This window comes from Acidobacteriaceae bacterium, from assembly GCA_028283655.1.
GTDB lineage: Bacteria > Acidobacteriota > Terriglobia > Terriglobales > Acidobacteriaceae > Granulicella.
Genome location: JAPWKE010000003.1, coordinates 1921616 through 1947784 on the forward strand (window position 1 = coordinate 1921616; position 26169 = coordinate 1947784).

The window sequence follows — 26169 nt, forward strand, 5'->3', positions numbered from 1 at the left end:
AGCATCCCAGTATCACGGAGTGTGATTTATGAAACGTACGCTGCTTTCGATCGCATCAATGGTTTTCCTGCTGGCATCTTCCGGCCTGGCCTGCGCCCAGTACGGCCAGAATGCGCCCTTCCCGCCTCCCGGTGGTGATTGGAACTACCGCAACGGCCCCGGCCAGTGGGGCCCGGACTGGGATCGCCGTCCGCCACCGCATCGCGGTGCCTGCTTCTTCACCGACGCCCACTTCCGTGGCCATCGCTTCTGCGTTCGCTCGGGTGACCGCATTCCCGATCTTCCCGGCGGTTACGACCACAGCATCTCCTCCATCCAGGTCTTCGGCGGAGCAAGCGTGCAGGCCTTTGCAGGACGAGGCTTCCGCGGCCCGCAAGCTCAGTTCGGTATGGTCGACGATCTCGGCTGGAGCAGCAAAGGCCCCCGTCGCGGATGGAACGACCGAATCAACTCCCTCATCGTGAACTAAACACCTCAGCAATAAAGAGAACGGCGCGCACTTTGCAAAGTGCGCGCCGTTCTTCTTTCTCACTTGAAGACTGGTTAGAAAGCGACCTGCAAGGAACTCGAGATAGTCCGCGGAGCACCAAAGTGCGCCGTGTTCGCGCTCGCGTTTGTACCGGTAATATCACCCGCCGCAATCGTCGAGTAGTAGTGCGTGTTTCCGAGGTTGTTCGCTGTGAATCGCAGCGTCGCCATCTTCGACCACACGCGACGACCGTAGCGGAAGCCAAGGTCAACGGTTTGGAAACCTTCCGTCGAGTTCAGGTTCTGATCATCCTGAGGACGCCGTCCCGTGAACTGCCAGTCACCCGTAATGGAAAGGTTCGCCACACCCGGCACACTGTACTCGCCGTACAGGTTCGAGTGGTAGCCCGGGATGCCGACAAAACGCTTGCCGTCCGTCGCCGCAATGCCTGTATCGTTCAACCGGGCATTCAACGCCGTGAAGCCGCCGTTCAGCAGCAACCGCTTCCACAGCAGCGTCTGACCGGAGATCTCCGCACCATAGTTCACCTGCTCGCCCACAATCTTGAAGATCGTGCCTGTGCCGCCGGTGTTCGCCACCGTGTTCGCAAAGGGGCGCTCAAGACGGAATAACGACGCAGTCAATGTGGCTTGGGGTAACGCCGTCTTGTAGCCGACCTCCCACTCCTTGGAGCGATACGGAGCCAACGCCTGCCCCGCGTTCACCGTGCCGCCGGGAGCAATATCGCCCTGCTGCAGAGCGCTTGCATACGTCGCATACGCCGTCATCGTCGACGTCGGCTTGAACATTACGCTCGCCGAAGGGCTGATGCCGTTCTTGTTCGACCCACCTGAACGCACAAAGACGGAGCTGAAGTTGTCATCGCCAATCCAGTCCTGGCTCGCCGCCAGACGCACGGCAAAGAACTTCGGGAAGGTGATGAGGTCAGCCAGGCTAAAGCCCTGCTGATGCACCACCGCCGACTGGTACAGCCCCTTGTTCGTCGGCAACCCCACAGACGGAGCCGCGAACTGCTTCGGTGCGTTCACATTCGCTGTCCCCAGCAAGAGGCTGCCTGCAGAGGGCTTTGTGTACGCGTACTGGTTGAAGCGGTATCCCTGGCTGGCCACCACAACATCCTGCTTCAGGCCCCAGCGCTGCACCACCCCGGTAAGGTAGCCCAGATCACTTTCCACGCCAAAGCGCGGCGCAAACCCTGCCGAAAGGGAGGTCGAGTAGTTGCCCGTGTTCGACGTGATCGTGTTCACCGGCGTGTCGATAAAGCGATCAAGCCGCTGCGCCAGTCCGCCCATCATCGCGTGCCAGTTTGGCGAGAACTCATGCAGCAGCCGCGTGCTCGCACTCTGCGTCGTCAGGTTCACGCCCGCATACGCCTGCCCGAAGCCAAGCTTCGTCGGGTCCGGTGCCTTCGGCAGAAGGAAGCTCGGCGAAGGCTGCTGCGTCGTTCCTGCAATCGCCGTATTCTGCCCGTAGCTGAACCAGCCCGGATAGCCGCGCTGCACCAGGTCGTACGCGCTGTAATGCGCGTCGAGCGTCGTGCGATTGGTGAAACGCGCATCGACGGCAAGCTCGGCCAGACGCCGACGCAACCGGCTCTGCTCCACCCACATCGTGCCATCACCAAACAACAGGTTTGCTCGATAGCCGAACCACTTCTTCGCACCCAGACGGTCGCCAGCATCCAGCAGGATGGTTCCCACGCTCTTCGCATCCTGCTCCAGGAACAGGTTCGTCACCCTGTGCTCAGGCGCGCGCTTCAACACAAAATCAAACGTGCCGGAGGGGTTTGCCGGGCCATACATCGCACCGCCCAAACCGTTCTGCACCTGCAGCGTCTCATACTGCTCCATCGGGTTGCCGCCGGTGATCGCCATCGCCATGCCGTCCATGCGGGTGTTCTGCGCGATCGCGCCCTGGAAGCCACGCGTCGCCGGACGCAACACCTCCGGCCCCTGCTGCTCGGTGTACTCCACCAATGGCAAAAACTTCATCGCATCCTTGAAGCTCTTCACCTGCGTGTTCACGATCAACTGGCTCGGCATCGTCGTGATCGTGTACGGCTGGTTCACAATCGGCTGCGTTCCCAGCACGCCCGGATCAACGGCCTGCGTAGCGTACGCCGCATCCGGCGATCCATCCGCATTTGCCGTCACGGTCACGGACGTCTTCACTTCCGACTTGCTCTTCGTTACGTCTGTCTTGTTCTGCGCCGCGGCACTCACCGCTGCCAGACAAACCACTCCCCAAACGCCCGCCGTACGGCGTCCCTGCCCTATCTTCTTCGCCACTATCTCTCTCCAAAGGCCACCAGGGGCCAAACGCACAGGCGATGCTTTCCACTTCAGGAAGCCTAAACATCGCCCAGCGACAATTATTCAATTTTAGACGAATCCAGACGTATAGCAATACGATGCGCCGGAGCTGCGGGCGTGCAGGCCAGAAGAAACAGCCAACGGCGGGATATCCTGTAACCGTTTACGCCATGCCCAACAAGCCGCTCGCCCACGAAGACCTCGCCCACATCCTCACGCACACACGCGCGAGCTTCGAGAGACTGCGCAGCTCCCGCATCTTCCTTACCGGAGGCACCGGCTTCTTCGGCCACTGGCTGCTCGAATCGATCCTGCACGCAGACCGCGAGCTCTCCCTCGGCGTCCGCATCACAGCTCTGACTCGCAGCGCGGAAGCCTTCCGGGAACGCTCTCCGCACATCGCCAAGCACCCCGCCGTGACGCTTCTCGAAGGCGATATTCGCTCCTTCGCGCTGCCAGCAGAAGAGTTCACGCACGTTCTGCACGCAGCCACGGACTCCACCGGCGCTCAGTCCAACGCACCGGCGTACGCGCTCGCCGAATCGATCCTCGAAGGCACCCGTAACCTGCTGCAACAGCTCAACCGCACCTCCCCGACACGGCTGCTCTATATCTCCTCCGGCGCGGTCTACGGCCGCAGCACCACCCTGCCCTTCACACCGGAAACCTACACCGGCGCGCCTGATCCGCTGCAGCTCGCCAGCTCCTACGACGAAGCCAAGCGCATGGCCGAGCACCTCTGCATTGCCTACACGCACAACAGCCCGATCGCCCCTGTCATCGCCCGCTGCTTCGCCTTCGTCGGCCCGCACCTTCCGCTTGACCAGCACTTTGCTATCGGCAACTTCATCGGCTCCGCGCTCCGCAACGAACCGATTCACATCAAAGGCGACGGCACTCCCCGCCGCTCCTGGCTCTACATGGCGGACCTCGCCATCTGGCTCTGGACGCTGCTTACGAACGGCACACCTGACCGCGCCTACAACGTAGGCTCCGGCGAAGCCTACACGATTGCAGAAGCTGCGCAGCTGACCGCTGACACACTCTCCCCGGGGCTCGCGATCCAGATCGACGGCACACCCAGGCTGGATGCGCCCCTGAATAGCTACGTCCCTGACGTAGACCGCGCACGCGACGAACTCGGTCTCGCCGTCACCATCCCGCTTGCTGAAGCACTTCTCCGCAGCGCGGCATGGCATAAGCCATAACGCAAAAAGGAACGGCGCAGCCAAAGCCACGCCGTTCCTAAGCTCTCCCCTCTAACCTCTACACCACCAGCAGCCCAGCTTTCGCCTTCTCCGCGAACGCGATCATCTGCTCTGCGATGTAGGTCAGCATCTCGTCGTTCAGTCCAGGGAATACGCCGATCCAAAAGACCTGATTCATCACCCAGTCTGTGTTCGTCAACTCGCCCACCACACGAAACGCAAGCCCTTCGTACGCAGGCTGGCGAACCATATTTCCCGCAAAAATATTCCGCGTTCCCACCTTCGCAAGATCCAACGCCCTGGTCATCTGGTCGCGCGTGAACGGCGCCGACTCCTTTACGCCGATAGGAAAGCCAAACCAACTAGGGTCAGCACCTTCGGTCGCTTCCGGCAGCACCAGAAACTCTTCCAGCGGCTTCAGCGCAGCCTTCAGAAAGGTGAAGTTTGCCTTACGCTTTGCGATAAAGCCCTCAAGCTTGTCCATCTGCCGCACGCCAAGGGCGGCCTGCATATCGGTAGCCTTCAGGTTGTAGCCCACATGCGAGTACGTGTACTTGTGGTCATACCCGCACGGCAACGTACCAAGCTGCCAGTCGAAGCGCTTGCCGCAGGTGTTGTCCACGCCCGGTTCGCACCAGCAGTCACGGCCCCAGTCGCGGAAGCTGTCGATCAACACCTGTAGCGCGGGCTTATTCGTCAGCACCGCACCACCTTCGCCCATCGTGATGTGGTGCGCGGGATAGAAGCTCACCGTGGCGATATCGCCAAACGAGCCGACCTTCTTTCCCTTCCACTCCGAGCCCAACGCATCGCAGCAATCTTCGATCAGCCACAGGTTGTACTTCTGGCAGAACGCCGTGATCGCGTCCAGGTCGAAGACATTGCCCAGCGTGTGCGCAATCATCACAGCCCCGGTCTTCTCGCTGCGGGCCTCTTCCAGCTTCGTCACATCGACTTCGTAGTTTGGCAGCGTCACGTCCAGAAATACCGGCACAAGCTGGTTCTGGAAGATCGGATTCACCGTCGTCGGAAAGCCGCATGCCACGGTAATCACTTCGTCGCCCGGCTTCAACTGCCGCTCGCCCAGCTTTGGCGAGGTGAGCGCACTCAGCGCCACCAGGTTCGCGCTCGAACCTGAGTTCACCAGGCTTGCCGAACGCACGCCGACAAACCGCGCCAGCTTGCGCTCGAACTCCTTCGCCCAGCGCCCGGTCGTGAACCAGCCATCGAGCGCCGCATCCACCACTGCGGCCATGTCTTCGCCGTCGATCACCTTGCCGGAGACAGGCACGACGCTGGTGCCCGCAACGAATGGTTTCGCCGCAAACTGCTCGGCATGGAACTCTTTCGTAAGAGCAAGAATCTGTTGGCGGAGGTCGTTAGCGCGTGAAGTCATGAAGGCCTCTTCAGGATATCAGCCACCTCCCGCCCGCACTGCCGTATGATGTTCAGCATTAGAGGACGGATTTTCGAACGCATGAAAGCAGTTATTCTTGCCGGCGGACTCGGCACCCGGATCAGCGAAGAAACCAGCCTGCGCCCCAAGCCCATGGTTGAAATCGGCGGACGCCCCATCCTGTGGCACATCATGAAGATTTACTCGCAGCACGGCATCAACGACTTCATTATCTGCTGCGGATATAAAGGCTATGTCATCAAGGAGTTCTTCGCGAACTACTTCCTGCATACCTCTGACGTCTCTTTTGACATGCAGCAGAACAAGATGACGGTGCTCAACTCCGAAGCCGAGCCCTGGCGCGTCACACTCGTCGACACCGGGTCGGAAACCGGCACGGGTGGCCGCCTTCGCCGCGTCAGCAAGTACCTCGAAAGCGAAGACACCTTCTGCATGACCTACGGAGACGGCGTCGCCGACGTCGACATCACGGCCTCCATCGCCTTTCACAAGCAGCACGGCAAGGCCGTCACGCTTACCAGCGTGCAGCCCGTAGCCCGCTTCGGCGCACTCGGCCTCAAAGACACTCAGATCTACTCCTTCCAGGAGAAGCCCAAGGACGAAGGCGGCTGGATCAACGGCGGCTTCTTCGTTCTCTCGCCCAAAGCCATCGACGCCATCTCCGACGACGCCGAGATGTTTGAACGCGAGCCCATCGAAGCCCTCGTGGCAAAAGGTGAGGTCCACGCCTTCTTCCACCACGGCTTCTGGCAGGCCATGGACACGCTTCGCGACAAGAACCTCCTCGATAGCCTGTGGCAAAACGACAAGGCTCCCTGGAAGACCTGGTAACACCACAACCCGCCAAGGAGCCGCCTCATGAAGAAACTCATCCTCATCCCCTCGCTCCTTGTGGCGATCTCCGCTTCAGCACAAATGCGTGACTCCCTCGCCTTCGGCAAGCCGCTCCCCACAGCGCCAGCCGACGCCAGGATCACCCGCGCCCTCCACGACGTCTCCTCCCAGCGCATCAAGGCCAACATCGAAGCTCTGGTCGCCTTCCGCAACCGCAGCACGATCTCTTCGACCACCAAAGACCTGCCACCCAACACCGGCGTCCTCGCGGCTTCCGACTGGATCAAGCAGCAGTTTGAGAGTTACAGCGCAGCCTGCGGCGGCTGCCTCGAAGTCAAGGTCGACGACTTCATCGAACCGCCTGCGCACGGCAAAAACGCCCGCATCACAGAGCCCACGCGCATTCGCAATGTCTATGCGATCCTGCGTGGCTCTGACCCCGCTGCCGCCAAGCGCATGTACCTCGTCACCGGACATTACGATACCCGCGTCGCCGACGTCATGGACACCCATGACCCCGCGCCCGGCGCCAACGACGACTCTTCCGGCACAGCCGTGTCGCTTGAGTCTGCCCGCATTCTCTCGAAGTCCAAATTCCCGGCCACGCTTGTCTTCGTCGCCGTTGCCGGCGAAGAGCAGGGTCTCAACGGCAGCAAGCATCTGGCGCAACTCGCAAAGCAGGAAGGCTGGCAGCTCGAGGGCGTGCTCAACAACGACATCGTCGGCGGCGACACCACGCCCGGCGAAACGCTGCAGAACAAATCGCTCGTCCGCGTCTTCTCCCAGGGCATCAACCCTCACTCGCCCGCAGATGTCATCGCCCGCGAACTGATGCTCGGCCTGGACAATGACTCGCCCTCGCGGCAACTCGCGCGCGCAGTCCTCTCCGTCGACCGCACCTACTTTCCTGCGCCGGTCAAGCCACTGCACGCCGTCATGGAGCTTCGCCTCGACCGCTTTCTCCGCGGCGGCGATCACTCTTCGTTCTCTGCGCTGGAGTTTCCCGCTGTCCGCTTCACCGAGTGGCGCGAGAACTTCAACCACCAACACCAGCACGTCCACACGGAGAACGGCGTCGAGTACGGGGACCTGCTCAAGTTCGACGACTTCCTCTACATCGCCAACGTGGCGCGTCTGAACATGGCCACGCTCGCCACGCTCGCGTCCTCCCCCGGACTGCCGCAGAACGTCCGCGTCGTCACCTCGAACCTGGACAACAACACCACACTCAAGTGGGATGCGCCACTCGCTGGCGGTGCAGGTGACGTCCTCTACCGCATCGTCTGGCGCGACACCACCAGCAACGACTGGCAGCGCTTCACCACAACGGCCGACCGTGAGATCACCCTCCCGATCTCCAAGGACAACATCTTCTTCGGCATCGAAGCCTGCGACAAATCCACCATCCACTGCAGCCCAGCCGTCGCTCCGCTCCCCGAGCAAACCCGCCGCTAACGCATAGTCACACACGCTGAATTGTCCTGCGGAGCAAAGCGAAGGACCTGCTTATCCCCCACACGGGCACACGACAAACACCCTCACAAGCACTCAATCAATGCAAAAGGGGCACGGCTCGCGCCATGCCCCTTTTGTTTGCCTGAAGAACTAGTCCCAGCTCAGCGATCCGCCGTTCTGATACTCGATCACACGCGTCTCGAAGAAATTTTTTTCCTTCTTCAAATCCATCGCCTCACTCATCCACGGGAAGGGGTTCTCCGTTGCCGGGAAGACCGGCTCCACGCCGATCTGTGCGCAGCGACGGTTCGCGATGAAGTGCATGTACTGCTCGCACAACGCCGCGCTCAACCCCAGGAATCCGTTCGGCATCGTGTCGCGTCCATAGGACGCTTCCAGTTCTGCCGCAGAGCGCAACATCCCACGCACTTCTTCCTGGAAAGCCTCTCCCCACAGGTGGGGATTCTCGGCCTTGATCTGGTTGATCACGTCGATGCCGAAGTTCAGATGGATCGACTCATCGCGCAGGATGTACTGATACTGCTCTGCGATGCCGACCATCTTGTTACGCCTGCCCAGCGAAAGAATCTGCGCAAAGCCTGTGTAGAACCACATGCCTTCAAAGACCACGTAGAACGCAATCAGATCGCGAACAAACGCCTGATCCGAGTCGCTCGTTCCGGTCTCGAAGCTCGCATCACTCAGGTGCTGCGTGTACTTGATCGCCCACGAAGCCTTCTCCGTGATCGACGGGACCTCGCGATACATGTTGAAGAGTTCGCCTTCATCCAACCCAAGCGACTCCACAATGTACTGGAAGGTGTGCGTGTGCACAGCCTCTTCAAACGCCTGGCGCAGAAGATACTGGCGGCACTCAGGGTTCGTCAGGTGGCGATAAATCGCAAGCACGATGTTGTTCGCCACAAGCGACTCCGACGCAGCGAAGAAGCCGAGGTTGCGCTTGATCGCTCGCCGTTCATCGTCGGTCAAACCATTCGGCGACTTCCACAACGCGATGTCCGCCTGCATGGAAACTTCCGTTGGCATCCAGTGGTTGTTGCAGCCCGAGAGATACTTCTCCCAAGCCCACCGATACTTCAGCGGCAGCAATTGATTCACGTCCGCCCGGCAGTTGATCATCGCCTTGTCGTCGACGCGAACGCGGGCTCCGCCGCGAACAATTTCGCCAAGCCCCGTGGGGTCCGCGTTGATGTCTTCGCCCGTAGGCTGCGTCAACACCAGCGTGGACGGAGCTTCTTCTGGATCATTCCAGCTCAACATATGTTCTTGTCCTCTCTCGTTGGTGTTGCGGTTACTGGCAGGCTTCGCATTCCGGGTCGTCGATCAGGCACTGCTTCGGTGCGGACACCGGCGCAGCAGCCGCCACAGCCACAGCATTCAGCTTGCCGTCTGTACGCGTCATCGTGCTCTTCTCCACGTGCGTCGCTGAGCTTGAGCGCAGGTAATACGTTGTCTTCAAACCTGCATGCCATGCTTCGCGGTACAACGCGTCCAGCTTCTTGCCGTTCGGCTGAGCCATGTAGAGGTTCAACGACTGCGCCTGGTCGATCCACTTCTGGCGATGCGCTGCGGCCTGAATCAGCCACGTTGATGCGATCTCAAAGCTCGTCGCATACAACTCACGCATCTCCTCCGGTACGCGCTCAATGCGGCCCAGCGCGCCATCGAAGTACTTCAGGTCCGAGATCATGACCTCGTCCCACAACCCGCGAGCCTTCAAGTCGTGCACCAGGAAAGCGTTCACCACGGTGAAATCGCCACTCATGTTCGACTTCACAAAGAGGTTCTGATACGTCGGCTCAATCGACTGCGTGACACCGCAGATGTTCGAGATCGTCGCCGTCGGTGCAATCGCCAGCGTGTTCGAGTTACGCATACCGATCGCCACCACCCGCTGACGCAGGCCGTTCCAGTCCAGCGTCGAGGAGCGCTGCAGCTGCAGCGGCTGCGTGCGGTTCTGCTGAAGAATCTCTACCGAATCCATCGGCAGAATGCCACGGCTCCACAGCGAGCCCTCGAACGTCGCATAACGTCCACGCTCAGCAGCCAGGTCCACCGAAGCAGAAATCGTGTGGTAGCTGATCAGCTCCATGCTCGTATCGGCGAACTTCACCGCTGCTTCCGAAGCGAACGGAATTCGCAGCGTGTACAGCGCGTCTTGATAGCCCATCATGCCCAGACCGACCGGGCGATGACGCAGGTTCGAGTTGCGTGCCTCGGGCACGGTATAGAAGTTGATGTCGATCACGTTGTCGAGCATCCGCATCGCCGTTGTCACAGTCTTCTTCAACTGCACTTCGTCGATACCGTCCGGCGTCACGTGGTTCGCCAGGTTCACTGAACCCAGGTTGCATACCGCGATCTCGCGCGAGTTCGTGTTCAGCGTAATCTCCGTGCACAGGTTCGAGGAGTGCACCACACCGATGTGCTGCTGCGGCGAGCGCAGGTTGCACGGGTCCTTGAACGTGATCCACGGATGCCCGGTCTCGAAGAGCATCGTCAGCATCTTGCGCCACAGGTCCACCGCACGCAACGTGCGGGCTACTTTCATCTCGCCACGCTGTGCCTTCGCTTCGTAGAACGCATAGCGCTCGGCGAACGCGTTGCCGTAAAGATCATGCAGATCGGGGCACTCGTCTGGCGAGAACAGCGTCCACGGGCCATCGCTCTCCACACGCTGCATGAACAGATCGGGAACCCAGTTCGCCGTGTTCATGTCATGCGTACGACGACGATCGTCGCCCGTGTTCTTGCGCAGGTCGAGGAACTCTTCGACGTCGATGTGCCATGTCTCCAGGTACGCGCAGACAGCGCCCTTGCGTTTGCCGCCCTGGTTCACCGCAATCGCCGTGTCGTTCGCCACCTTCAGGAACGGCACCACACCCTGTGACTGTCCGTTGGTTCCGGCAATGTGAGCTCCAAGTCCGCGCACCGGAGTCCAGTCATTGCCCAGACCGCCCGAGTACTTCGCCAGCAGCGCGTTGTCCTTCACCGCCTTGAAGATGCCATCGAGGTCGTCGGCGATCGTCGTAAGGAAGCACGACGACAGCTGCGGCCGCTGCGTGCCTGCGTTGAACAACGTTGGCGTCGAGCACATGAAGTCGAACGAGCTCAGCAGCTCATAAAACTCAATCGCGCGTGCATCACGATCGATCTCGCGCATCGCGAGTCCCATCGAGACGCGCATAAAGAACGCCTGCGGCAGCTCAAAGCGAACGCCATCCTTATGCAGAAAGTAGCGGTCGTACAGCGTCTGCAAGCCCAGAAACTGGAACTTGCCATCGCGCTCCGGCTTGATCGCCGCCGCCAGACGCTTCACGTCGAACGCGGCCAGTTCGCGGTCGAGGAAGTTCATCTCGACAGCCTTCTTCACATACTCCGGAAAGTACTCTTCGTAGCTGACGGTCGTTGTCGCCTGCGTTGCCGTCACCGAAGCCGGCAGGATGAAACCAACCGCTTCGTTACGCAAAATGTTCAGCAGCAGGCGTGCGCTCACGTACGCGTAGTTGGGCTCGCGCTCCACCAGCGTGCGGGCGGCCATCGTCTGCGCCAGCCCCAGCTCCTTCAGAAGAATGCCCTCGTAGAGATTGCGACGAACTTCCGTCATCACCTCTTCTGCGGTGACACCCTCAAGCCCGGCACAGGCGGCCTGCACCTCGCGCAGCAGGCGCTGATCGTCCAGCGGCTCCGTACGGCCGTCCGGCAGCTTGACGCTGTACGCCGGAATCGCCACCGCTACCGCAGACGTCTCCGTTACGCGACGCTGTTGCGCACGTTCTTCGCGATACAGCACGAACGAACGCGCGATCTTGTGCTCACCCGAACGCATCAGCGCAAGCTCGGCCTGGTCCTGAATGTCTTCAATGTGTACGGTGCGGCTTGCACCCGCGCGACGCTCCAGCGTCGCCACAATCTGCGCCGTCAGCTCTGCGACTGAGTCATGAATGCGCGCCGAAGCAGCCGCACCCGAGCCTTCCACGGCAACAAATGCCTTCGAGATCGCCACCGAGATCTTCGACGGATCGAAGGGTGACAAGCTTCCGTCGCGGCGCACAACGCGCATCGAGTTTGGGCCATCCGCCGGAGCAAACGCTGGCGGGACTGGCAGTTGGGGCGAAAGGTCAGCTGCGGTATGAGCGGCCATTGGAGCGTCTCCTTGGCCTCGGAACGGAGCGAAGAAACAGCGGCCTGCACGCTCGCGCGCACAGCAGAAACCACTGCCACCTCGCCTCCCCTCGGAGGCGTCAGCGAATGTTTCCAAGGCAGGTCTTCGGACTCACAGGTGCAAACCTACTGGCCATGACTTCCCGAACCATTCGGTTCAGTGTCGTGCTTGGCGTTCGTCCCTGTATACCGCTGCGGGGCAGCTCCGGGTTCTCACCGGATTCCCTCTTCCCACCTTTGTCACCAAAGGTGAACCTCGGAATAGGGCAACTATATCTAGATGCAGCAGCCCCCACAATCCCCATACGTTGTGGATAAGGCGATCCCACCTTACTCCCACGCCACTCAAAATTATTTACGTTGTCCAGCACCCATCAGCACAAGCGACCGCGCCGCGAAAGGCGCATAGACCAACGGAACCACGCACGCCGTCGCCAGACCCACCGGGATGTGGTCCAGCAGCAGATACGGAGCCAGCGACCACGCAAGGTCAGCTACCAGCAGCCACGGCCAAAGCTTCATCAGCCGCTCCCGCAGCCCCGGAGCCCTGAACGCCACCGCGCACAGCAGAAACACCCGCACCGCGATTAGCAGCGTTGCCGAAAGCCACACCGCCTCGAAACACCACTCCGGCAGACCCGACATCAACTGCCGCACCTCGCCCAGGTTCGCCAGCGTCCCCACATAGAACCCCAGGTACATGCCCTGCAGCCCGAGAAACAATCCGTCCACCAACGGCCTCGACGCGTCCGTCGGGAGGTCCTCCGGCTGCGCCAGAAGCGACCACCCAGCCTCTTCGACAGGACCGGGCAACGGCTCCGCGACAACTTGCACAGGCGCAACCACCGCTACCGGCAAAGCGGACTTCCGTTCCATCTCCAGCACCTCCACCTGTGCCAGAAACCGATATCCTCGTCGCGCCAGCGTCTCCACAAACCTCGGCTTGGCAGCCCGGTCATTCAGCGCGTCCCGCAGCCGGTTGATCGCCGAGTTCAGGCCGTGCTCGAAGTCGACAAACGTGCCATCCGGCCACAGCACGGCGCAGAGTTCTTCCCGCGTCACCAACTCACCAGGCGTCTGCAGCAGCCGCAATAGCACCTGCGCAGGCTGGTCGTGCAGCCTCACGCGCATGCCCTTGAAGCGCAACTCGCCGGTCGCGCCCTCCAGCTCAAACTCGGCAAAGCGGTAGCGTAGTGGAGCGTTTTTTGATTCGGTCGACATGATCTCAGCAAGCCGAGTGTATCTGATCGCCCACACTTCCACCTTGGACACCATAGACCGATGCCCCACCAAACAGCACAAACAATGGCACTTGCACCGTGACCTTCATTTGACCTGTCGGTGATAGCCCTTCCATTGTTTCCACACGGCCCACACCCCACACTGAGAATCATGAAACGGACGTTGCTCACCCTCGCCGCCACCCTGCTGCTCTCCACCGCCAGCCTCTGCCACGCAGATCAGCCCACACCTCAGGCCAATCAGGCGTTCGACCGCTACGCCCACACCGTGGAAGCACGCATAGAGTCCACGACGCCGCGCCCGACCACGTCGACCACTCCGGTACTGGAAAAGCTCACCCCTGCGACGCTTCCCGCCGGGTTGAACGGCTCCATGCTCCACCACTGGCGCGCGACCGTCTTCGTCCCGGGAGCCACCGCCGACACGTTCCTGCACCTCCTTCGCGACTACCGCGCCTACCCCCAGCGCTTCGCTCCGCAGGTGACCAGGGCCACCGTCCTCACCGACACGCCCGACCACCTCGTCGGCACACTCCGCTTCCGCCAGCACCACGTCATCTCCGTCGTCCTCGACGCCACCTTCGACACTGCCATCGACGCCGCACATGGCCACAGCTTCTCGCGCTCCACCACCATCCGCGAGATCGACTCTCCCGGCACGGCCTCCGAGCACGCCCTCTCGCCCGCCGACGACCACGGCTTCCTCTGGCGCCAGAACACCTACTGGAGCTGGCAGCAGACCAACGGCGGACTCGTCCTCACGCTTGAAACCCTCTCCCTCACCCGCGACATCCCCTCCGGCCTCGGCTGGGCGGTCCGCCCCTTCGTCGAAACCATTCCCCGCGAATCCCTTGTCTTCACTCTCACCTCGGCCGCCAACGCACTTCGCCGCTAACCCCTCTCGAAAGGACCACACCATGAGCGCAGCCGTCACTCACTCCCCCATCGTCGCCAAAGTCTTCCAGAACGCCACCCGCACCAACACCTCGCTCACCGCCTCGACGGAGAAGCGCGTCCTGCTCTGGCTCGCCGCCCGCACGCCGCAGGCCGTCGGCTCCGACCACCTAACCGCCCTCGCACTCCTCGCCCAGATCGCCGCCGGACTCTGCTTCGCCCTCTCTGCGTGGCAGCACTGGCTGCTGCTCGCGGTCATCCCCTGCCTCGCGCTCAACTGGCTCGGCGACTCCCTCGACGGCACGCTCGCCCGCCACCGTCACCAGGAACGCACCCGCTACGGCTTCTACGTCGACCACATCGTCGACCTCATCGGCGGTCTCGCGCTCATGGGAGGCCTGGCCCTCTCGCCCCTGGCTCACTCCACCATCAGCCTGCTCATGCTGCTCGCCTTCTTCCTGCTCGCAGCAGAAAGCTACCTCGCCACGTACACGCTCGGCCGCTTCGAACTCGCCCACGCCTTCTTCGGCCCCACGGAAATCCGCATCCTGCTCGCGATCGGCACCTTCGCCGCCTGGCGTAATCCGCACGCCCACATCCTCGGCCACACCTTCCTGCTCTTCGACCTCGGCGGCGTCATCGGCTCCGCGTGCATGCTCGTCATGGCCTTCCAACTCGCTGCCAAGCACACGCACCAACTCTACAAAGAGGAGCCACTCGCATGAGCCTCACCCAACGTCTGCTCCGCTTCAACGCCGTCGGCATCCTGGGCGCAGCCTTGCAACTCGGCCTCCTCGCTCTGCTTCGCCACGTCTTCCACGTCAACTACCTGCTCGCCACCGCCATTGCCATCGACGTCACGCTCATCCACAACTTCCTCTGGCACCGTAAAGTCACCTGGCCCGAACAAACTCACGGCCCCACCGCGTTCTTCCGCTTTCACCTGAGCAACGGCCTCATCTCGCTGCTCGGCAACCTGCTGCTCATGCGCTTCTTCGTCGGACATCTGCACCTGCCCGTCGTCCTCTCCAACCTCATCGCCATCGTCCTTTGCTCGGTAATCAACTTCACGCTCGGGCACAGTTGGGTCTTCACCTCCACCAAACCGTGCGCCTCCCACGTATCCTGTTAGCGACTATGGCGATCGCATCTCCAGACTTCTGGCGCGGCAAGCGCGTCTTCCTCACCGGACACACCGGCTTCAAAGGCGGCTGGCTGGCTCTCTGGCTGGCCAGCAAAGGTGCCATCGTCCGCGGCTACGCGCTCGATCCCTGCACCGAACCTAACCTCTTCACCGAAGCCCGCGTCGGCGCCGTCATCGAAGACATCCGCGGCGACATTCGTAACCCTGCGCTCCTCGAGCCAGCCCTCAAGGACTTCGCCCCCGAGGTTGTCTTCCACATGGCCGCGCAGCCGCTCGTCCGCTACAGCTACGAAGACCCCATCGGCACCTACGAGACCAACGTCCTCGGCACCGCACGCGTGCTCGACGCCATCCGCCGCACCCCGAGCGTCCGCGCCGTCGTCTCCGTCACCACCGACAAGTGCTACGAGAATATCGAAGACCCGCACCACTCGTACGTTGAATCCGATCCTCTCGGCGGCTACGATCCTTACTCGTCCTCCAAGGCATGCGCCGAGATCGTTTCCGCAGCCTACCGCCAGAGCTTCTTCCCCACGAGCCGCATTGCCGAGCACAAAGTCGCCGTTGCCACCGCTCGCGCAGGCAACGTCATCGGCGGCGGAGATTGGTCGCTCGACCGCCTTGTCCCCGACCTCGTCCGCGGCTTCCTTGCCGGTGAGTCCGTGCTCATCCGCCGCCCCGACGCCATTCGCCCGTGGCAACACGTCCTCGAACCGCTCGCAGGCTACATCGCGCTCGCCGAGCACCTGCTCTCTGCCGACCCGGCCCGCTACGCCACCGCCTTCAACTTCGGCCCCAGCGACGATGACGCCCAGCCCGTTGGCTGGATCGTCGAAAAGATGGTCAACTTCTGGGGCGACAACGCCTCCTGGACCCTCGACAAAGCCGAGTCCGTCCACGAAGCCGGCTACCTCAAGCTAGACGCCAGCCGCGCCAGCGCCGAACTGGACTGGCACCCTCGCCTCCGCCTCGAAACCACCCTCGAATGGCTCATCGACTGGTACAAAGCCTGGCAATCCGGCGCCGACATGCACCGCTTCACCCTCGACCAGATCGCCGCCTACGAAGCCCTAAGCGCCAAGTTCTAAGGACTTGTCCTCCCGAACGCAGTGAGGTCACCAGTGGCCTCACCGCAGCAACCTCAGTCCTTACAACCAGCACTGTCACAACACCCTCTGTGCACCTTCGTGCCCCTGTGGCCTCCGTGTTCGCTTTCCTAAACACTCGTGGCTAAATTTGGCGCCTTGGCGTCTTCCTTCCCCATTCCCGGCACGAAAAAGGGCCAGGCAAAATCGCCCAACCCCTCTCCACGAAAACGCCTTACAAAGTGCGTGCAGGCTTCTGCTTGCTGGCCGTCTTCGCCACCTGCTCCACGCTATCGCTGTAGACGCGAATCGCACGCCCACCAACGATCACCTTGTCATGGATCTCCGTCTCACAGAACGGATCATCCAGACTCTCGGTATCCAGCACCTGCCGCCACGGCGACTTATTCGGAGGCTCTGGCAGCACATAATCCACGCCCTCCGGAGCGGCGTTGAAGATGATCAGAAAGCTGTCATCGACAATCTTCTGCCCCTCTTCATCCATCTGGTTCAGCGTCTTGCCGTTGAACAGAACGGCCACCGACTTCGACCAGGGCTCGTTCCATACCTCTTCAGAAAGCTCGTTGCCGTCCGTGCCGTACCAGGCCACATCGCGCACCACCGAGCCACGAATCTGCGAGTCCTGAAAGAACTTGCGGCGATGAAGGTTCGGATGATCGCGCCGTAACTGAATCAGCTTCGACGTAAACTCCAGCAACCGCTTCCGTGGCTCGTCCAACTGCCAGTCATACCAGGTCAACTCATTGTCCTGGCAGTAACAGTTGTTGTTGCCGCGCTGCGACCGAGCAAACTCGTCGCCGCCAGCGATCATCGGCACGCCCTGGCTGAGTAACAACGTCGTCAGGAAGTTACGCGTCTGTCGCTCGCGCAGGTTATTGATGTTCTCATCGTCTGTCGGGCCTTCTGCGCCCATGTTCCAGCTATCGTTATTGTCCGAGCCGTCTTTATTGTCATCGCCGTTGGCTTCGTTATGCTTCTCGTTAAAACTCACCAGGTCGCACAGCGTAAATCCATCATGCGCGGTAACAAAGTTAATCGACGCCGAAGGTCGCCGACCATCGCCCTGATACAGATCGCTCGATCCGCAGATGCGGTAGGCAAAGTCCGAAAGCAGCCCATCATCGCCCTTCCAGAAGCGCCGCACCGTGTCGCGGTACTTGCCGTTCCACTCTGCCCACAGCACCGGGAAGTTGCCTACCTGGTAGCCACCCTCACCAACGTCCCACGGCTCGGCAATCAGCTTCACATCCGCCAGCGTCGGATCCTGGTGGATCGTATCGAAGAACGCTCCCAGCTTATTCACGTCATGTAACTCGCGAGCCAGTGTCGATGCCAGATCGAACCGGAAGCCATCGACGTGCATCTCCGTCACCCAGTAACGCAGCGAGTCCATCAGTAACTTCAGCACCTGCGGGTGATACACATTCAACGTATTTCCCGTGCCCGTGTAATCCATGTAGTGCTGCGGACTATCCTGCATTGTGCGGTAGTACACGGAGTTATCCACGCCCTTGAACGACAACATCGGGCCCTTCTCATTGCCCTCGCACGTGTGGTTGTACACCACATCGAGAATGACCTCGATCCCCGCCTCGTGCAAGCTTCTTCACCATCTCCTTGAACTCGCGAACCTGGCCGCCATCCTGGCCGCACGAGCTATATCGCGCCATCGGCGCAAAGTAACCCAGCGTGTTGTAGCCCCAGTAGTCTGTCAGCTTGATCTCCTGCAAATGACCTTCGTCGATGAAGTGGTGCACCGGAAGTAACTCCACCGCGGTCACACCCAGCTTTTGCAAGTACGCGATGCTCGCTTCATGCGCCAGCCCCGCATACGTGCCGCGCAGCTTCTCCGGTACCTCCGGGTTGCGCTTCGAAAACCCTTTTACATGCACTTCGTAAATAATCGACTCGGCAATCGGCGTCTCCGGAGGACAATCCTCACCCCAGTCGAACGTTCCTTCGACGACCACACTCTTCGGCACAAACTTCGCCGAGTCCTGCTCGTCGAGTTTCATGTCATCGCCGCTCGTCACGTCATACGGATAGATAGGCCCCAGGTGGTCTGGCTGCCCGCTGATTGCTTTTGCGTAAGGGTCCACCAGCAGCTTCGCCTTGTTGAAGCGATGCCCTGCCGCAGGATCCCACGCTCCATCGACACGATAGCCATACTTCTGCCCCGGCTTCACATCGCGTACCAGGCCATGCCACACAAACGCCGTCGTCTCCCGCAGCGCAACGCAATCTGTTTGCTCGCCCGCTTCATCAAAGAAGCAGACAGAAACTCCCGTTGCATTCTCCGAGTACAGCGCAAAGTTCACGCCCGTGCTCATTACTGTAGCGCCAAGAGGATAGGGTTTTCCGGGAAGGAGCTTGCGTTCCATGAAGGTTTCAATCTCGCTATGCAAAGTTTGTGGTGCTGGGAGATAGATGCACGAAAGCCTCTGGAAAGCTGTCTGGGCGCTACTGCACCGTCAGCATCACCACCGTTGAGTGGGTCACAGCAACGCCCGCCAGGTTCGTTCCCGTCCCCGTAATCGTGACCGTATAGCTCTTTGACGCTACCGCACTCTCCGAAGCCACGCGAGCACCACAGCCTACCAGCAAAAACAGCGCCGGAGCTATCGCCAGCACTCGCCGCCGACGCGCACAGAGCAGCGCCGGAACGACCAGAGCCAGCCACCAGCCGCTACGAGCCGCGCTCTGCGCCAGCAACTTGTCCGTTGGAACACTCAACACCACTGTGGCTCCACTCGTGCCTGGGACCACCTGCCCCGGCGCAAACGTCGCCGTCGTACTGCTCGGCAGCCCACTCGCGCTCATGGACACCGCGCCGCTAAACGCCCCCTGCACCGACCCCACCTGCAGCGTGTAACTCGCCACGCTCCCCGCAGGCACACTCACCTGCGAAGCCCCTACGACCTGCACGGTAAAGTCCGGCATCGCGCTCACACTCGCCGTCTGCGTGGCAGAACGACTCGGCAGGTACGTCGCATCCCCGGCATAGCTCGCCTCCACCGAGTACGTTCCCGCCGCAGCGTTCAGCCAGGCCGCCGTAGCCAGTCCGTTCACCAACGCAGCCGTCGCCACGACGCTGCCGCCATTCAGAAAACTCACCGTCCCCGTCGGCGTTCCTCCGCTCGCACTCACCTTCGCACTCAGCGTCACCGGAAGCCCCGCATAGTTCAGCGCAGGCACGCTCAGCGTTGTCGCCGTAGCCATCGAAGCTCCACTGGTCAGGCTCACACTCGCGCTCGTCGCAGCGGGGTTGAATCCATCCCCCGCATACATCGCCTGCAACATATGTGTCCCGCTCGCAAGCGCAGGCAACGCCATCGTCGCCTGCCCCTTCGCATCCAGCGAGCCGGAAGCCAGCACGGTCGAGCCTTCCACCACCTGCACCGCGCCCTGCGGAACCGCGATCGCACTGCTCACCGCCACGCTCGCAGCAGTCGCCGTAGCCGTCATCGTTACCACGCTCACACGTGCCCCGCCCATCGACGCCACGTTGTAGATATCGTTATCCGCCAGCAACGCCCGCACCACCCGGTTCGAGACATCCGCCACAACAACCGCGCCATACGGCGAAACAGCAACACCACGCACGTTGTTCAGACTCGCCATGCTCGCAGCCACACCATCCGCGGCGGAACCCTGCACACCACTCGCCACCAGCGTCGAGATCACACCGCTGGCTGGCACCGCTCGCACGCGCTGGTTATTGCTGTCCGCAAACACTACCGTCGTCCCGTCGGCCAAAACCACCACCCCACGCGGCAGAAACAACTTTGCCGACACGGCCGCGTCGCCATCCCCGCTAAACCCGCGCACGCCCGTGCCCGCAAACGCCGTGATCACCCCAGCCGCATCCACCACACGCAGGCGATGATTCCGCGAATCCGCGATCACCACACGCCCATCGCCGAAAACAGCAACACCTGCAGGAGTATCCAACAGCGCCGCCGTCGCTAGGCCCCCATCGCCGCTAAAGCCCTGCTCGCCTGTCCCGGCAAACGTCGAAATCAAGCCGCTCGCATCCAGCAGGCGTACGCGCTGGTTCCCTGTATCTGCAATCAGCAGGCTGCCATCGGCACGCACAGCCAACGCCTGCGGCGAACGCAGCCTCGCAGCCGTCGCAACCCCACCATCGCCAGCAAACCCACCCACGCCCGTCCCAGCGACCGTGCGAATCACACCCGAAACATCGACCGCACGCACGCGATCGTTCGCCGAGTCCACGATATACACCACGCCCGCCGCATCGACAGCCACACCCATCGGTTCATTCAACAGCGCACTCGTCGCCGCTCCGCCATCGCCGTCAAAGCCCTGCTCGCCCGTGCCCGCAAATACACGCAGCACTCCACCCACCGTCTGCTCGTAGACGATGTTTCGCTTTGCATCCGCTATATAGAGATTGCCCGCTGCGTCATACGCAACGCCCGCAGGAGCTATCGGCGACGCGACCTGCGCCTCCGCACCCACTCCCAACGCCAGTACCAGACACAGCAGCCCAAGCACGCGCAGCAACGCGAATCCTCCTCAGCAATGTATGCGGATTCACCCCCAGCATACCGCCTCCGAGCCTTCACTTACTCGCCTTTGCGCAGCCGCTCCACCTCGGCCAGCCGCTGCGCCAGCAGCTTCTCGCGTCCCTCATTCGTCGGCTCGTAGTACCGCCGCCCCAGCAGCGACTCCGGCAGGCACTCCATCTGCGCCACCTTACCCGCCACGTCATGCGCGTACTGGTAGCCCTTGCCGTAATCCAGCTCCTTCATCAGCCGCGTCGGAGCGTTGCGAATATGCAGCGGCACCGGCTCCGCAGGACGCTGCTCGATGTCATTCAGCACCTGCCCCCAGCCCTTGTACACCGCGTTCGACTTCGGAGCCAGCGCCAGGTACACCGCCGCCTGCGCCAGCGCCAACTCACCTTCAGGATGACCCAGAAAGTGCATCGCGTCCTTCGCACTCAAGCAGAGGTTCAGCGCCTCCGGCGCCGCCAACCCAATGTCCTCTACCGCCATTCGCACCAGCCGCCGAGCTACAAACATGGGGTCTTCGCCGCCCTGCAGCATTCGCCCCAGCCAGTACATCGCTGCGTCCGGGTCAGAGTTTCGCACGCTCTTGTGCAACGCCGAAATCAGGTCGTAGTGCTGCTCGCCCTTCTTGTCATAGAGCAACACCCGCTGCTGCAGCGCCTCGCCAACCAGCACCGTCGTCAGTACCTTCTCGCCGCGCCCCCAGGCCAGCCGAGAAGCCACCTCCAGCGCGTTCAGCGAGTTCCTCGCATCGCCCGAGCTATAGCTCGCAATCATCTCCAGAGCGCCGTCGTCGGCCTGGAGCCCACGCTCGCCCAACCCACGTTCGCTGTCGTTCAACGCCCGAGTCAGCAGCGCGACGATCTCTTCCTGGCTCAACGCACGCAGCGTATACACCCGGCAGCGGCTCAGCAAAGCGGCGTTGATCTCGAACGACGGGTTCTCCGTCGTCGCACCGATCAGCCGAATCGTTCCCTTCTCCACATACGGCAGAAACGCATCCTGCTGCGCCTTGTTGAAGCGATGAATCTCGTCCACAAACAAGATCGTGCGCGAGCCAAACTGCGCGGCCTTCTCCGCCTCCACCATCACGGCCTTGATCTCTTTGATCCCGCTCATCACGGCCGAAAACTCGACAAAGCTCGCCGAAGTCTCCCGCGCAATAATCTTCGCCAGCGTCGTCTTGCCCACTCCCGGCGGCCCCCAGAAGATCAGCGAAGCCGAATCATCGTTCTCAATCTGCAACCGCAGTGGCTTGCCCGCCGCCAGCAGATGCGTCTGGCCAAAGAACTGCTCCAGCGACCGCGGCCGCATCTTCTCCGCCAGAGGAGCCGTCCCCACCGGCCGCTGCTCGTCACCCGGAACACCCGCCGAAAACAGTCCCATCAGCGAGCCTCCCGCTGGCGCATCCGTTCATACAGCAGCACCGAACCCGCTACCGCCGCGTTCAAACTTTCCACCGCGCATGGAATCCACACCCGCTCCGTCGCCATCGACAGCGCCTCGCTCGAAAGCCCCGCCCCTTCGTTGCCGATCATCACCGCACCACGCTCGCCAAATGTCGATGCCAGCACCGAAGCCGCTCGCTCGCTCTGCGCCACGGCTGCAAACACACGCACACCGTCCGCTTCCACGCGCTTCCGAATCTCGGGCAGAATCATCCGCTCCACCGGCACACGGAATACGCTGCCCGCCGACGACCGCACCACCTTCGCACTCCACGGATTCACCGTCGCCATCGTGGTCAACACACGGCCGCCGCCAAACGCCTCTACTGAACGCAGCAGCGTCCCCAGGTTTCCCGGGTCCTGCAGGTCTTCGACGATCAGCACCACCTCGCCGCCAGCCTTCGGCTCAGGAATCACCGCCGTCGCCGCAATCCCCTGCGGCGAGTGAGTCTCCACGGCGCTCGCAAACACCTCGCGCGACAGCAGCACAAACTCCCGCGGAGTCAACTCGCGCAGCATCGGCCTCTCCAACAGATGTTCGCTGCCTTCGCGCACGAACACCGTCTCCAACGCCACGCCCGAACGCTGCGCCTCTGCCACCAGGTGCTCGCCCTCCAGCCCCAGCAACTCGCCCGGCTTCGAAGCCCTGCCCTCAAACGCAGAGCGCAGCGACTTCACCCGCGCATTCGTACGGCTCGTGATTGCTGCCCCTAAATGCATCCCCTAAGTTTACCCGCCACGACCAACAGAAAAATGCTGTACCCTCTTCTCCAAGAAGAGGGACCGCCTGCTTTGATAGCTGAAGTTCTCCGCATGGATCGTGAAGAGCCCGAACAGCACCTCATCGGGCACGTCGTAGACACACTGCAAAAAGGTGGAGTCGCTGCCGTACCCACCGACACCTTCTACGGCCTCGCCGTCGACCCGGTAAACCTCCGCGCCGTCGAACGGATCTACGAGCTCAAGGGCCGCGCCCGACACAAGCCGCTCTCGCTCCTGCTCGCCGAAACCGCGCAAAGCTACGAACTCGCCCGCAACCTCGACGGCGCGTTCGACCGCCTCGCCGAACGCTTCTGGCCCGGCCCTCTGACGATCATCGTCAAAGCCGGCTCCAAACTCCCACTGCGCGTGACAGCCAATACCGGCAACGTCGCGATCCGCGTGCCGGAGTCCCCCATCTGCCGCGCCCTGGTCAGCCGCCTCGGCGTGCCCATCACTGCCACCTCAGCCAACCTCGCGGGCTTGCCTGAATGCACGCAGGCATCGTGCGTCCGCGACCAGTTCGGCGACAAGATCCCCATCATCGTCGACGGTGGCCCCACCTCTCGCACCATTGCGACGACCATCGTCGACCTCTCCGGCGGCGGCAACTCGTGGATGATTCTCCGCGAAGGCGCAATCCCCACCCACGAAATCGCGCTTGCCCTCCAGTTCTAGCAACACGCTTCCCTCAAACGCCAAAAAACGTAGGCGGCTTCCTTCACCCTGGTGTTGCCCACCGGCCACCAGGATGAGTTTGTCATCCTCAGCCAAGAGCCAAGGACCTGCTTGTCGCCAGGGCCGACACAGACACAACTCAGCAAACCAGATGCATACGCTGCTTCCTGCAGCGAGGAGCAGGATTGCCCCCCCGAAAGGGGCTTTAGCCCCGGCAAAACACCCAAACACCTCATCAAGCATCTACACTGAAACGACGACGTATGCCATCACGCCGCCCATCCAACTCGGCCACGACTCGCAACCTCGGCCTGCGCCTTTTGGGCTGGCTCGCTCTCTTCGGCATCCTCGTCGCCGCAGGATGGTTCACCTGGCTCTATCGCCAGATCCAATACACCGCCACCATCGATAACGCCCAGCCCGCCGACGCTATCGCCGTCTTCGGAGCAGCAGAGTACGCTGGCCGCCCGTCCCCTGTCCTTCATGCCCGTCTCGACAAGGCCGTCGCCCTCTACAACCGAGGCATCGCTCCCGTCGTCGTCACGCTCGGCGGCGGATCGGACAAGGACTCCGGCAAAACCGAGGGAGGCGTCGGTCGCGACTATCTCCTCGCCAATGGCATCCCCTTCGACCACATCATCGCCGAGACCCGCTCCATCGACACCGAGCAGCAGGTACACCTGCTCGCTGGCATCGCCCAGAGACAGCACTTTCACTCGCTGGTCGTCGTCTCCGATGGCACGCATCTCTTCCGTATCGCGCTCCTCTGCCAGCGTGCTGGGTTGAAGGTCTACACCTCGCCTCGCGCCACCGTCGGCAACATCAGCGACGCAGACGCCGCCCAGCGCATCTGGCACGAGATGCTCAGCTATACCTTCATTCGCACAAACCTGCACATCAGCTGGCTCCACCGCTGGCTCGAAAGCAAGCTTAACTAAAACCTCGCGTCCAACTGCCCCGAGGCCGTCTGCCTCCAAGGTAACCATCACGGAACTTCACGCAGAAAGGCCCACTCCGAAGAGTGGGCCTTTCTTGTACAAGCCAACAACTAGGCGTCCGAGGTTACAGCCGTCGAAGCAGGCTCTTCCGTCGGCATGCACTGTTCGTCGGCCAGATGCAGCCACTTGTCCAGGATGTTGATGCCGTGCTCAATCTCTTCCTTCGTCACGATCAAGGGCGGAGCGATCACAAAGTGCGACACCCACGCCTGAATCGTCATGCCATCCGCCAGGCACTTCGCCGCAATCTGGTCCACAAGCAACGGCTTGCCCGAGATCTTGTCCGAGTAGCTGTTGAAGGACTCCTTCGTCTTCTGGTTCTTCACCAGATCAACCGCCCAGAACAAGCCCTTGCCACGCACGTCGCCGATTGAAGGATGCTTCGCCTTCAGAGCCAGCAGCTTCTCTTCCACGAACGGCTCAAGTTCCTTCGCACGCTCCACCAGCTTCAGACGCTTCATCTCGTTGATCGTCGCTACCGCAGGCAGCAGCGTCATCGGATGCGCTTCATAGGTGTGACCATGAGCGAAGTAGTTCTCCTGGAAGAAGTCACCGATCTTCTCGCTCGTCGCGCACAGACCAAGCGGCACATAGGCGCTCGTGATGCCCTTCGCGGTCGTCAGAATGTCCGGCGTCACGCCCCACAGATCCATCGAGAACCACTCGCCCGAACGGCCCCAGCCTGCCATCACCTCGTCCGCAATCAGCAGAACACCGTTCTCATCGCAGATCTTACGGAGCTTCTGCATGTAGCCCTTCGGCGGAACGATGACACCGTTCGTGCCGACGATCGGCTCCACCAGCACAGCAGCCACATCGCTTTCGTTGCGGATCATGTGCTCCAGGTAATCCGCACAAGCCAGACCGCAGTCCGGATACGAGTGCTTCAGCGGGCACTTGTAGCAATGCGCTTCCGGCCCAAAGATCACACCCTGCGCCTTGCCGCGCGGCTCCATCGGCCAGCGACGCGGATCGCCCGTTGCTGCAATCGAGCTCGAGGTAGAGCCATGGTACGAACGGTAGCGAGCGATGATCTTCGTCTTGCCCGTATACATGCGGGCAATTTTGAACGCCGCTTCGTTCGCGTCCGTTCCGCTCGTCGTAAAGAAGAACTTGTTGATGCCCTTCGGCAGCACTTCCAGCAGCAGCTTTGAGAGCTCGGCACGAGCGTTCGTCGCATAACCCGGCATCGCATAGGCGAGGTCTTCGGCCTGCTTCTTGATCGCGTCGATGACGACCTTGTTCTTGTGGCCAAGGTTCGAGCACATCAACTGCGACGAGAAGTCGAGGTAGCGCTTGCCGTTGGAGTCGATCAGATAGCAGCCCTCTGCATCGACGATATGCATCGGGTTCCAGCCCTTTTGAAAGCGCCAGGTGCCGTAGTTTGTGTCCTTCGTGATCTGAACGACTTCTTCAGAGGTCATCGGGTTGCCAAAGGGAAGAGGTGTTGAACTCATAGCAGTTG

21 protein-coding genes and 1 riboswitch are annotated in these 26169 nt (G+C 61.5%); of the genes, 10 read left to right on the forward strand and 11 right to left on the reverse strand.

The features are described from left to right. Positions 1 to 28 precede the first annotated feature (28 nt). Complete coding sequence (locus PW792_10935; protein ID MDE1162442.1) at positions 29 to 469, forward strand: hypothetical protein; 441 nt, start codon at positions 29 to 31, stop codon at positions 467 to 469. A gap of 74 nt (positions 470 to 543) precedes the next feature. On the opposite strand, the gene PW792_10940 is transcribed toward PW792_10935, so the two are convergent. Further along, positions 544 to 2778 carry a TonB-dependent receptor gene (locus PW792_10940; protein MDE1162443.1) on the reverse strand — a complete coding sequence of 745 codons (2235 nt, stop codon included), beginning with the start codon at positions 2776 to 2778 and terminating at the stop codon, positions 544 to 546. Between the two features lie 122 nt (positions 2779 to 2900). On the opposite strand from PW792_10940, the gene PW792_10945 reads away from it, so the two are divergent. Continuing rightward, a complete protein-coding gene (locus PW792_10945) occupies positions 2901 to 4010 on the forward strand; it encodes an NAD-dependent epimerase/dehydratase family protein (GenBank protein MDE1162444.1) in 1110 nt (369 codons plus the stop codon). A gap of 58 nt (positions 4011 to 4068) precedes the next feature. On the opposite strand, the gene rfbH is transcribed toward PW792_10945, so the two are convergent. Next, complete coding sequence (rfbH, locus tag PW792_10950) at positions 4069 to 5406, reverse strand: lipopolysaccharide biosynthesis protein RfbH (protein ID MDE1162445.1); 1338 nt, start codon at positions 5404 to 5406, stop codon at positions 4069 to 4071. Positions 5407 to 5487: 81 nt separating this feature from the next. Between rfbH and rfbF the strand changes: the two genes are divergently transcribed. Together rfbF and PW792_10960 are read left to right on the forward strand one after the other, a co-directional pair. Continuing rightward, positions 5488 to 6258 (forward strand): glucose-1-phosphate cytidylyltransferase, encoded by a 771-nt coding sequence (rfbF, locus tag PW792_10955; protein ID MDE1162446.1) that lies wholly within the window; start codon positions 5488 to 5490, stop codon positions 6256 to 6258. Positions 6259 to 6285: 27 nt separating this feature from the next. Continuing rightward, positions 6286 to 7716 carry a M28 family metallopeptidase gene (locus PW792_10960; protein ID MDE1162447.1) on the forward strand — a complete coding sequence of 477 codons (1431 nt, stop codon included), beginning with the start codon at positions 6286 to 6288 and terminating at the stop codon, positions 7714 to 7716. Positions 7717 to 7866: 150 nt separating this feature from the next. On the opposite strand, the gene PW792_10965 is transcribed toward PW792_10960, so the two are convergent. From PW792_10965 to PW792_10975, 3 genes are all read right to left on the reverse strand, one after another. After that, complete coding sequence (locus tag PW792_10965; protein MDE1162448.1) at positions 7867 to 8997, reverse strand: ribonucleotide-diphosphate reductase subunit beta; 1131 nt, start codon at positions 8995 to 8997, stop codon at positions 7867 to 7869. 31 nt (positions 8998 to 9028) lie between these two features. Then, positions 9029 to 11881 (reverse strand): ribonucleoside-diphosphate reductase subunit alpha, encoded by a 2853-nt coding sequence (locus tag PW792_10970; protein ID MDE1162449.1) that lies wholly within the window; start codon positions 11879 to 11881, stop codon positions 9029 to 9031. A gap of 99 nt (positions 11882 to 11980) precedes the next feature. Then, a riboswitch (cobalamin riboswitch) is annotated at positions 11981 to 12175 on the reverse strand. 77 nt (positions 12176 to 12252) lie between these two features. Beyond that, positions 12253 to 13122: a winged helix-turn-helix domain-containing protein gene (locus PW792_10975; protein MDE1162450.1), complete on the reverse strand. Its 870-nt coding sequence runs from the start codon at positions 13120 to 13122 to the stop codon at positions 12253 to 12255. 171 nt (positions 13123 to 13293) lie between these two features. Here PW792_10975 and PW792_10980 point away from each other — a divergent pair, with 171 nt between their 5' ends. The 4 genes from PW792_10980 to rfbG are packed head-to-tail and all read left to right on the forward strand — an operon-like array spanning position 13294 to position 16268. Beyond that, a complete protein-coding gene (locus PW792_10980; GenBank protein ID MDE1162451.1) occupies positions 13294 to 14037 on the forward strand; it encodes a hypothetical protein in 744 nt (247 codons plus the stop codon). A gap of 22 nt (positions 14038 to 14059) precedes the next feature. Continuing rightward, positions 14060 to 14761, forward strand: a complete 702-nt coding sequence (locus PW792_10985) for a CDP-alcohol phosphatidyltransferase family protein (protein ID MDE1162452.1) — start codon at positions 14060 to 14062, stop codon at positions 14759 to 14761. Continuing rightward, positions 14758 to 15168 carry a GtrA family protein gene (locus tag PW792_10990; protein ID MDE1162453.1) on the forward strand — a complete coding sequence of 137 codons (411 nt, stop codon included), beginning with the start codon at positions 14758 to 14760 and terminating at the stop codon, positions 15166 to 15168. The genes PW792_10985 and PW792_10990 overlap by 4 nt, the downstream gene beginning before the upstream one ends. Positions 15169 to 15173: 5 nt before the next feature. Then, entirely contained in the window at positions 15174 to 16268 is a 1095-nt protein-coding gene (rfbG, locus tag PW792_10995) for a CDP-glucose 4,6-dehydratase (protein ID MDE1162454.1), read from the forward strand. A 232-nt stretch (positions 16269 to 16500) separates the two neighbouring features. On the opposite strand, the gene glgX is transcribed toward rfbG, so the two are convergent. The 5 genes from glgX to PW792_11020 all read right to left on the reverse strand — a co-directional run bounded on the left by glgX (position 16501) and on the right by PW792_11020 (position 22989). Then, entirely contained in the window at positions 16501 to 17886 is a 1386-nt protein-coding gene (gene glgX / locus PW792_11000; GenBank protein ID MDE1162455.1) for a glycogen debranching protein GlgX, read from the reverse strand. Then, positions 17822 to 18667 (reverse strand): hypothetical protein, encoded by an 846-nt coding sequence (locus PW792_11005; GenBank protein ID MDE1162456.1) that lies wholly within the window; start codon positions 18665 to 18667, stop codon positions 17822 to 17824. Before PW792_11005 ends, glgX begins: the two co-directional genes overlap by 65 nt. 79 nt (positions 18668 to 18746) lie before the next feature. Continuing rightward, entirely contained in the window at positions 18747 to 20804 is a 2058-nt protein-coding gene (locus PW792_11010) for an Ig-like domain repeat protein (GenBank protein ID MDE1162457.1), read from the reverse strand. Positions 20805 to 20875: 71 nt separating this feature from the next. Next, entirely contained in the window at positions 20876 to 22207 is a 1332-nt protein-coding gene (locus PW792_11015) for a replication-associated recombination protein A (protein MDE1162458.1), read from the reverse strand. Then, positions 22207 to 22989 (reverse strand): RNA methyltransferase, encoded by a 783-nt coding sequence (locus tag PW792_11020; GenBank protein MDE1162459.1) that lies wholly within the window; start codon positions 22987 to 22989, stop codon positions 22207 to 22209. The genes PW792_11015 and PW792_11020 overlap by 1 nt, the downstream gene beginning before the upstream one ends. A 72-nt stretch (positions 22990 to 23061) precedes the next feature. On the opposite strand from PW792_11020, the gene PW792_11025 reads away from it, so the two are divergent. Further along, complete coding sequence (locus PW792_11025; protein ID MDE1162460.1) at positions 23062 to 23706, forward strand: L-threonylcarbamoyladenylate synthase; 645 nt, start codon at positions 23062 to 23064, stop codon at positions 23704 to 23706. A 263-nt stretch (positions 23707 to 23969) separates the two neighbouring features. Beyond that, positions 23970 to 24644, forward strand: a complete 675-nt coding sequence (locus tag PW792_11030) for a YdcF family protein (protein MDE1162461.1) — start codon at positions 23970 to 23972, stop codon at positions 24642 to 24644. Between the two features lie 110 nt (positions 24645 to 24754). On the opposite strand, the gene PW792_11035 is transcribed toward PW792_11030, so the two are convergent. Beyond that, positions 24755 to 26161 (reverse strand): aminotransferase class III-fold pyridoxal phosphate-dependent enzyme, encoded by a 1407-nt coding sequence (locus PW792_11035; GenBank protein MDE1162462.1) that lies wholly within the window; start codon positions 26159 to 26161, stop codon positions 24755 to 24757. Between the last annotated feature and the right edge of the window lie 8 nt (positions 26162 to 26169).

What these genes read in the sequence shown, in the direction of transcription:
- PW792_10990 (MDE1162453.1), top strand. Translation starts at nt 14,758, where the DNA reads ATGAGCCTCACCCAACGTCTGCTCCGCTTCAACGCCGTCGGCATCCTG.
- PW792_10935 (MDE1162442.1), top strand. Translation starts at nt 29, where the DNA reads ATGAAACGTACGCTGCTTTCGATCGCATCAATGGTTTTCCTGCTGGCA.
- PW792_11005 (MDE1162456.1), bottom strand. Translation starts at nt 18,667, where the DNA reads ATGGAACGCAAGCTCCTTCCCGGAAAACCCTATCCTCTTGGCGCTACA.
- PW792_10985 (MDE1162452.1), top strand. Translation starts at nt 14,060, where the DNA reads ATGAGCGCAGCCGTCACTCACTCCCCCATCGTCGCCAAAGTCTTCCAG.
- PW792_11015 (MDE1162458.1), bottom strand. Translation starts at nt 22,207, where the DNA reads ATGGGACTGTTTTCGGCGGGTGTTCCGGGTGACGAGCAGCGGCCGGTG.
- PW792_11020 (MDE1162459.1), bottom strand. Translation starts at nt 22,989, where the DNA reads ATGCATTTAGGGGCAGCAATCACGAGCCGTACGAATGCGCGGGTGAAG.
- PW792_10945 (MDE1162444.1), top strand. Translation starts at nt 2,901, where the DNA reads ATGCGCCGGAGCTGCGGGCGTGCAGGCCAGAAGAAACAGCCAACGGCG.
- PW792_10965 (MDE1162448.1), bottom strand. Translation starts at nt 8,997, where the DNA reads ATGTTGAGCTGGAATGATCCAGAAGAAGCTCCGTCCACGCTGGTGTTG.
- PW792_11035 (MDE1162462.1), bottom strand. Translation starts at nt 26,161, where the DNA reads ATGAGTTCAACACCTCTTCCCTTTGGCAACCCGATGACCTCTGAAGAA.
- PW792_10970 (MDE1162449.1), bottom strand. Translation starts at nt 11,881, where the DNA reads ATGGCCGCTCATACCGCAGCTGACCTTTCGCCCCAACTGCCAGTCCCG.
- PW792_11030 (MDE1162461.1), top strand. Translation starts at nt 23,970, where the DNA reads ATGCCATCACGCCGCCCATCCAACTCGGCCACGACTCGCAACCTCGGC.
- PW792_10975 (MDE1162450.1), bottom strand. Translation starts at nt 13,122, where the DNA reads ATGTCGACCGAATCAAAAAACGCTCCACTACGCTACCGCTTTGCCGAG.
- rfbF (MDE1162446.1), top strand. Translation starts at nt 5,488, where the DNA reads ATGAAAGCAGTTATTCTTGCCGGCGGACTCGGCACCCGGATCAGCGAA.
- rfbH (MDE1162445.1), bottom strand. Translation starts at nt 5,406, where the DNA reads ATGACTTCACGCGCTAACGACCTCCGCCAACAGATTCTTGCTCTTACG.
- rfbG (MDE1162454.1), top strand. Translation starts at nt 15,174, where the DNA reads ATGGCGATCGCATCTCCAGACTTCTGGCGCGGCAAGCGCGTCTTCCTC.
- PW792_10960 (MDE1162447.1), top strand. Translation starts at nt 6,286, where the DNA reads ATGAAGAAACTCATCCTCATCCCCTCGCTCCTTGTGGCGATCTCCGCT.
- PW792_10980 (MDE1162451.1), top strand. Translation starts at nt 13,294, where the DNA reads ATGAAACGGACGTTGCTCACCCTCGCCGCCACCCTGCTGCTCTCCACC.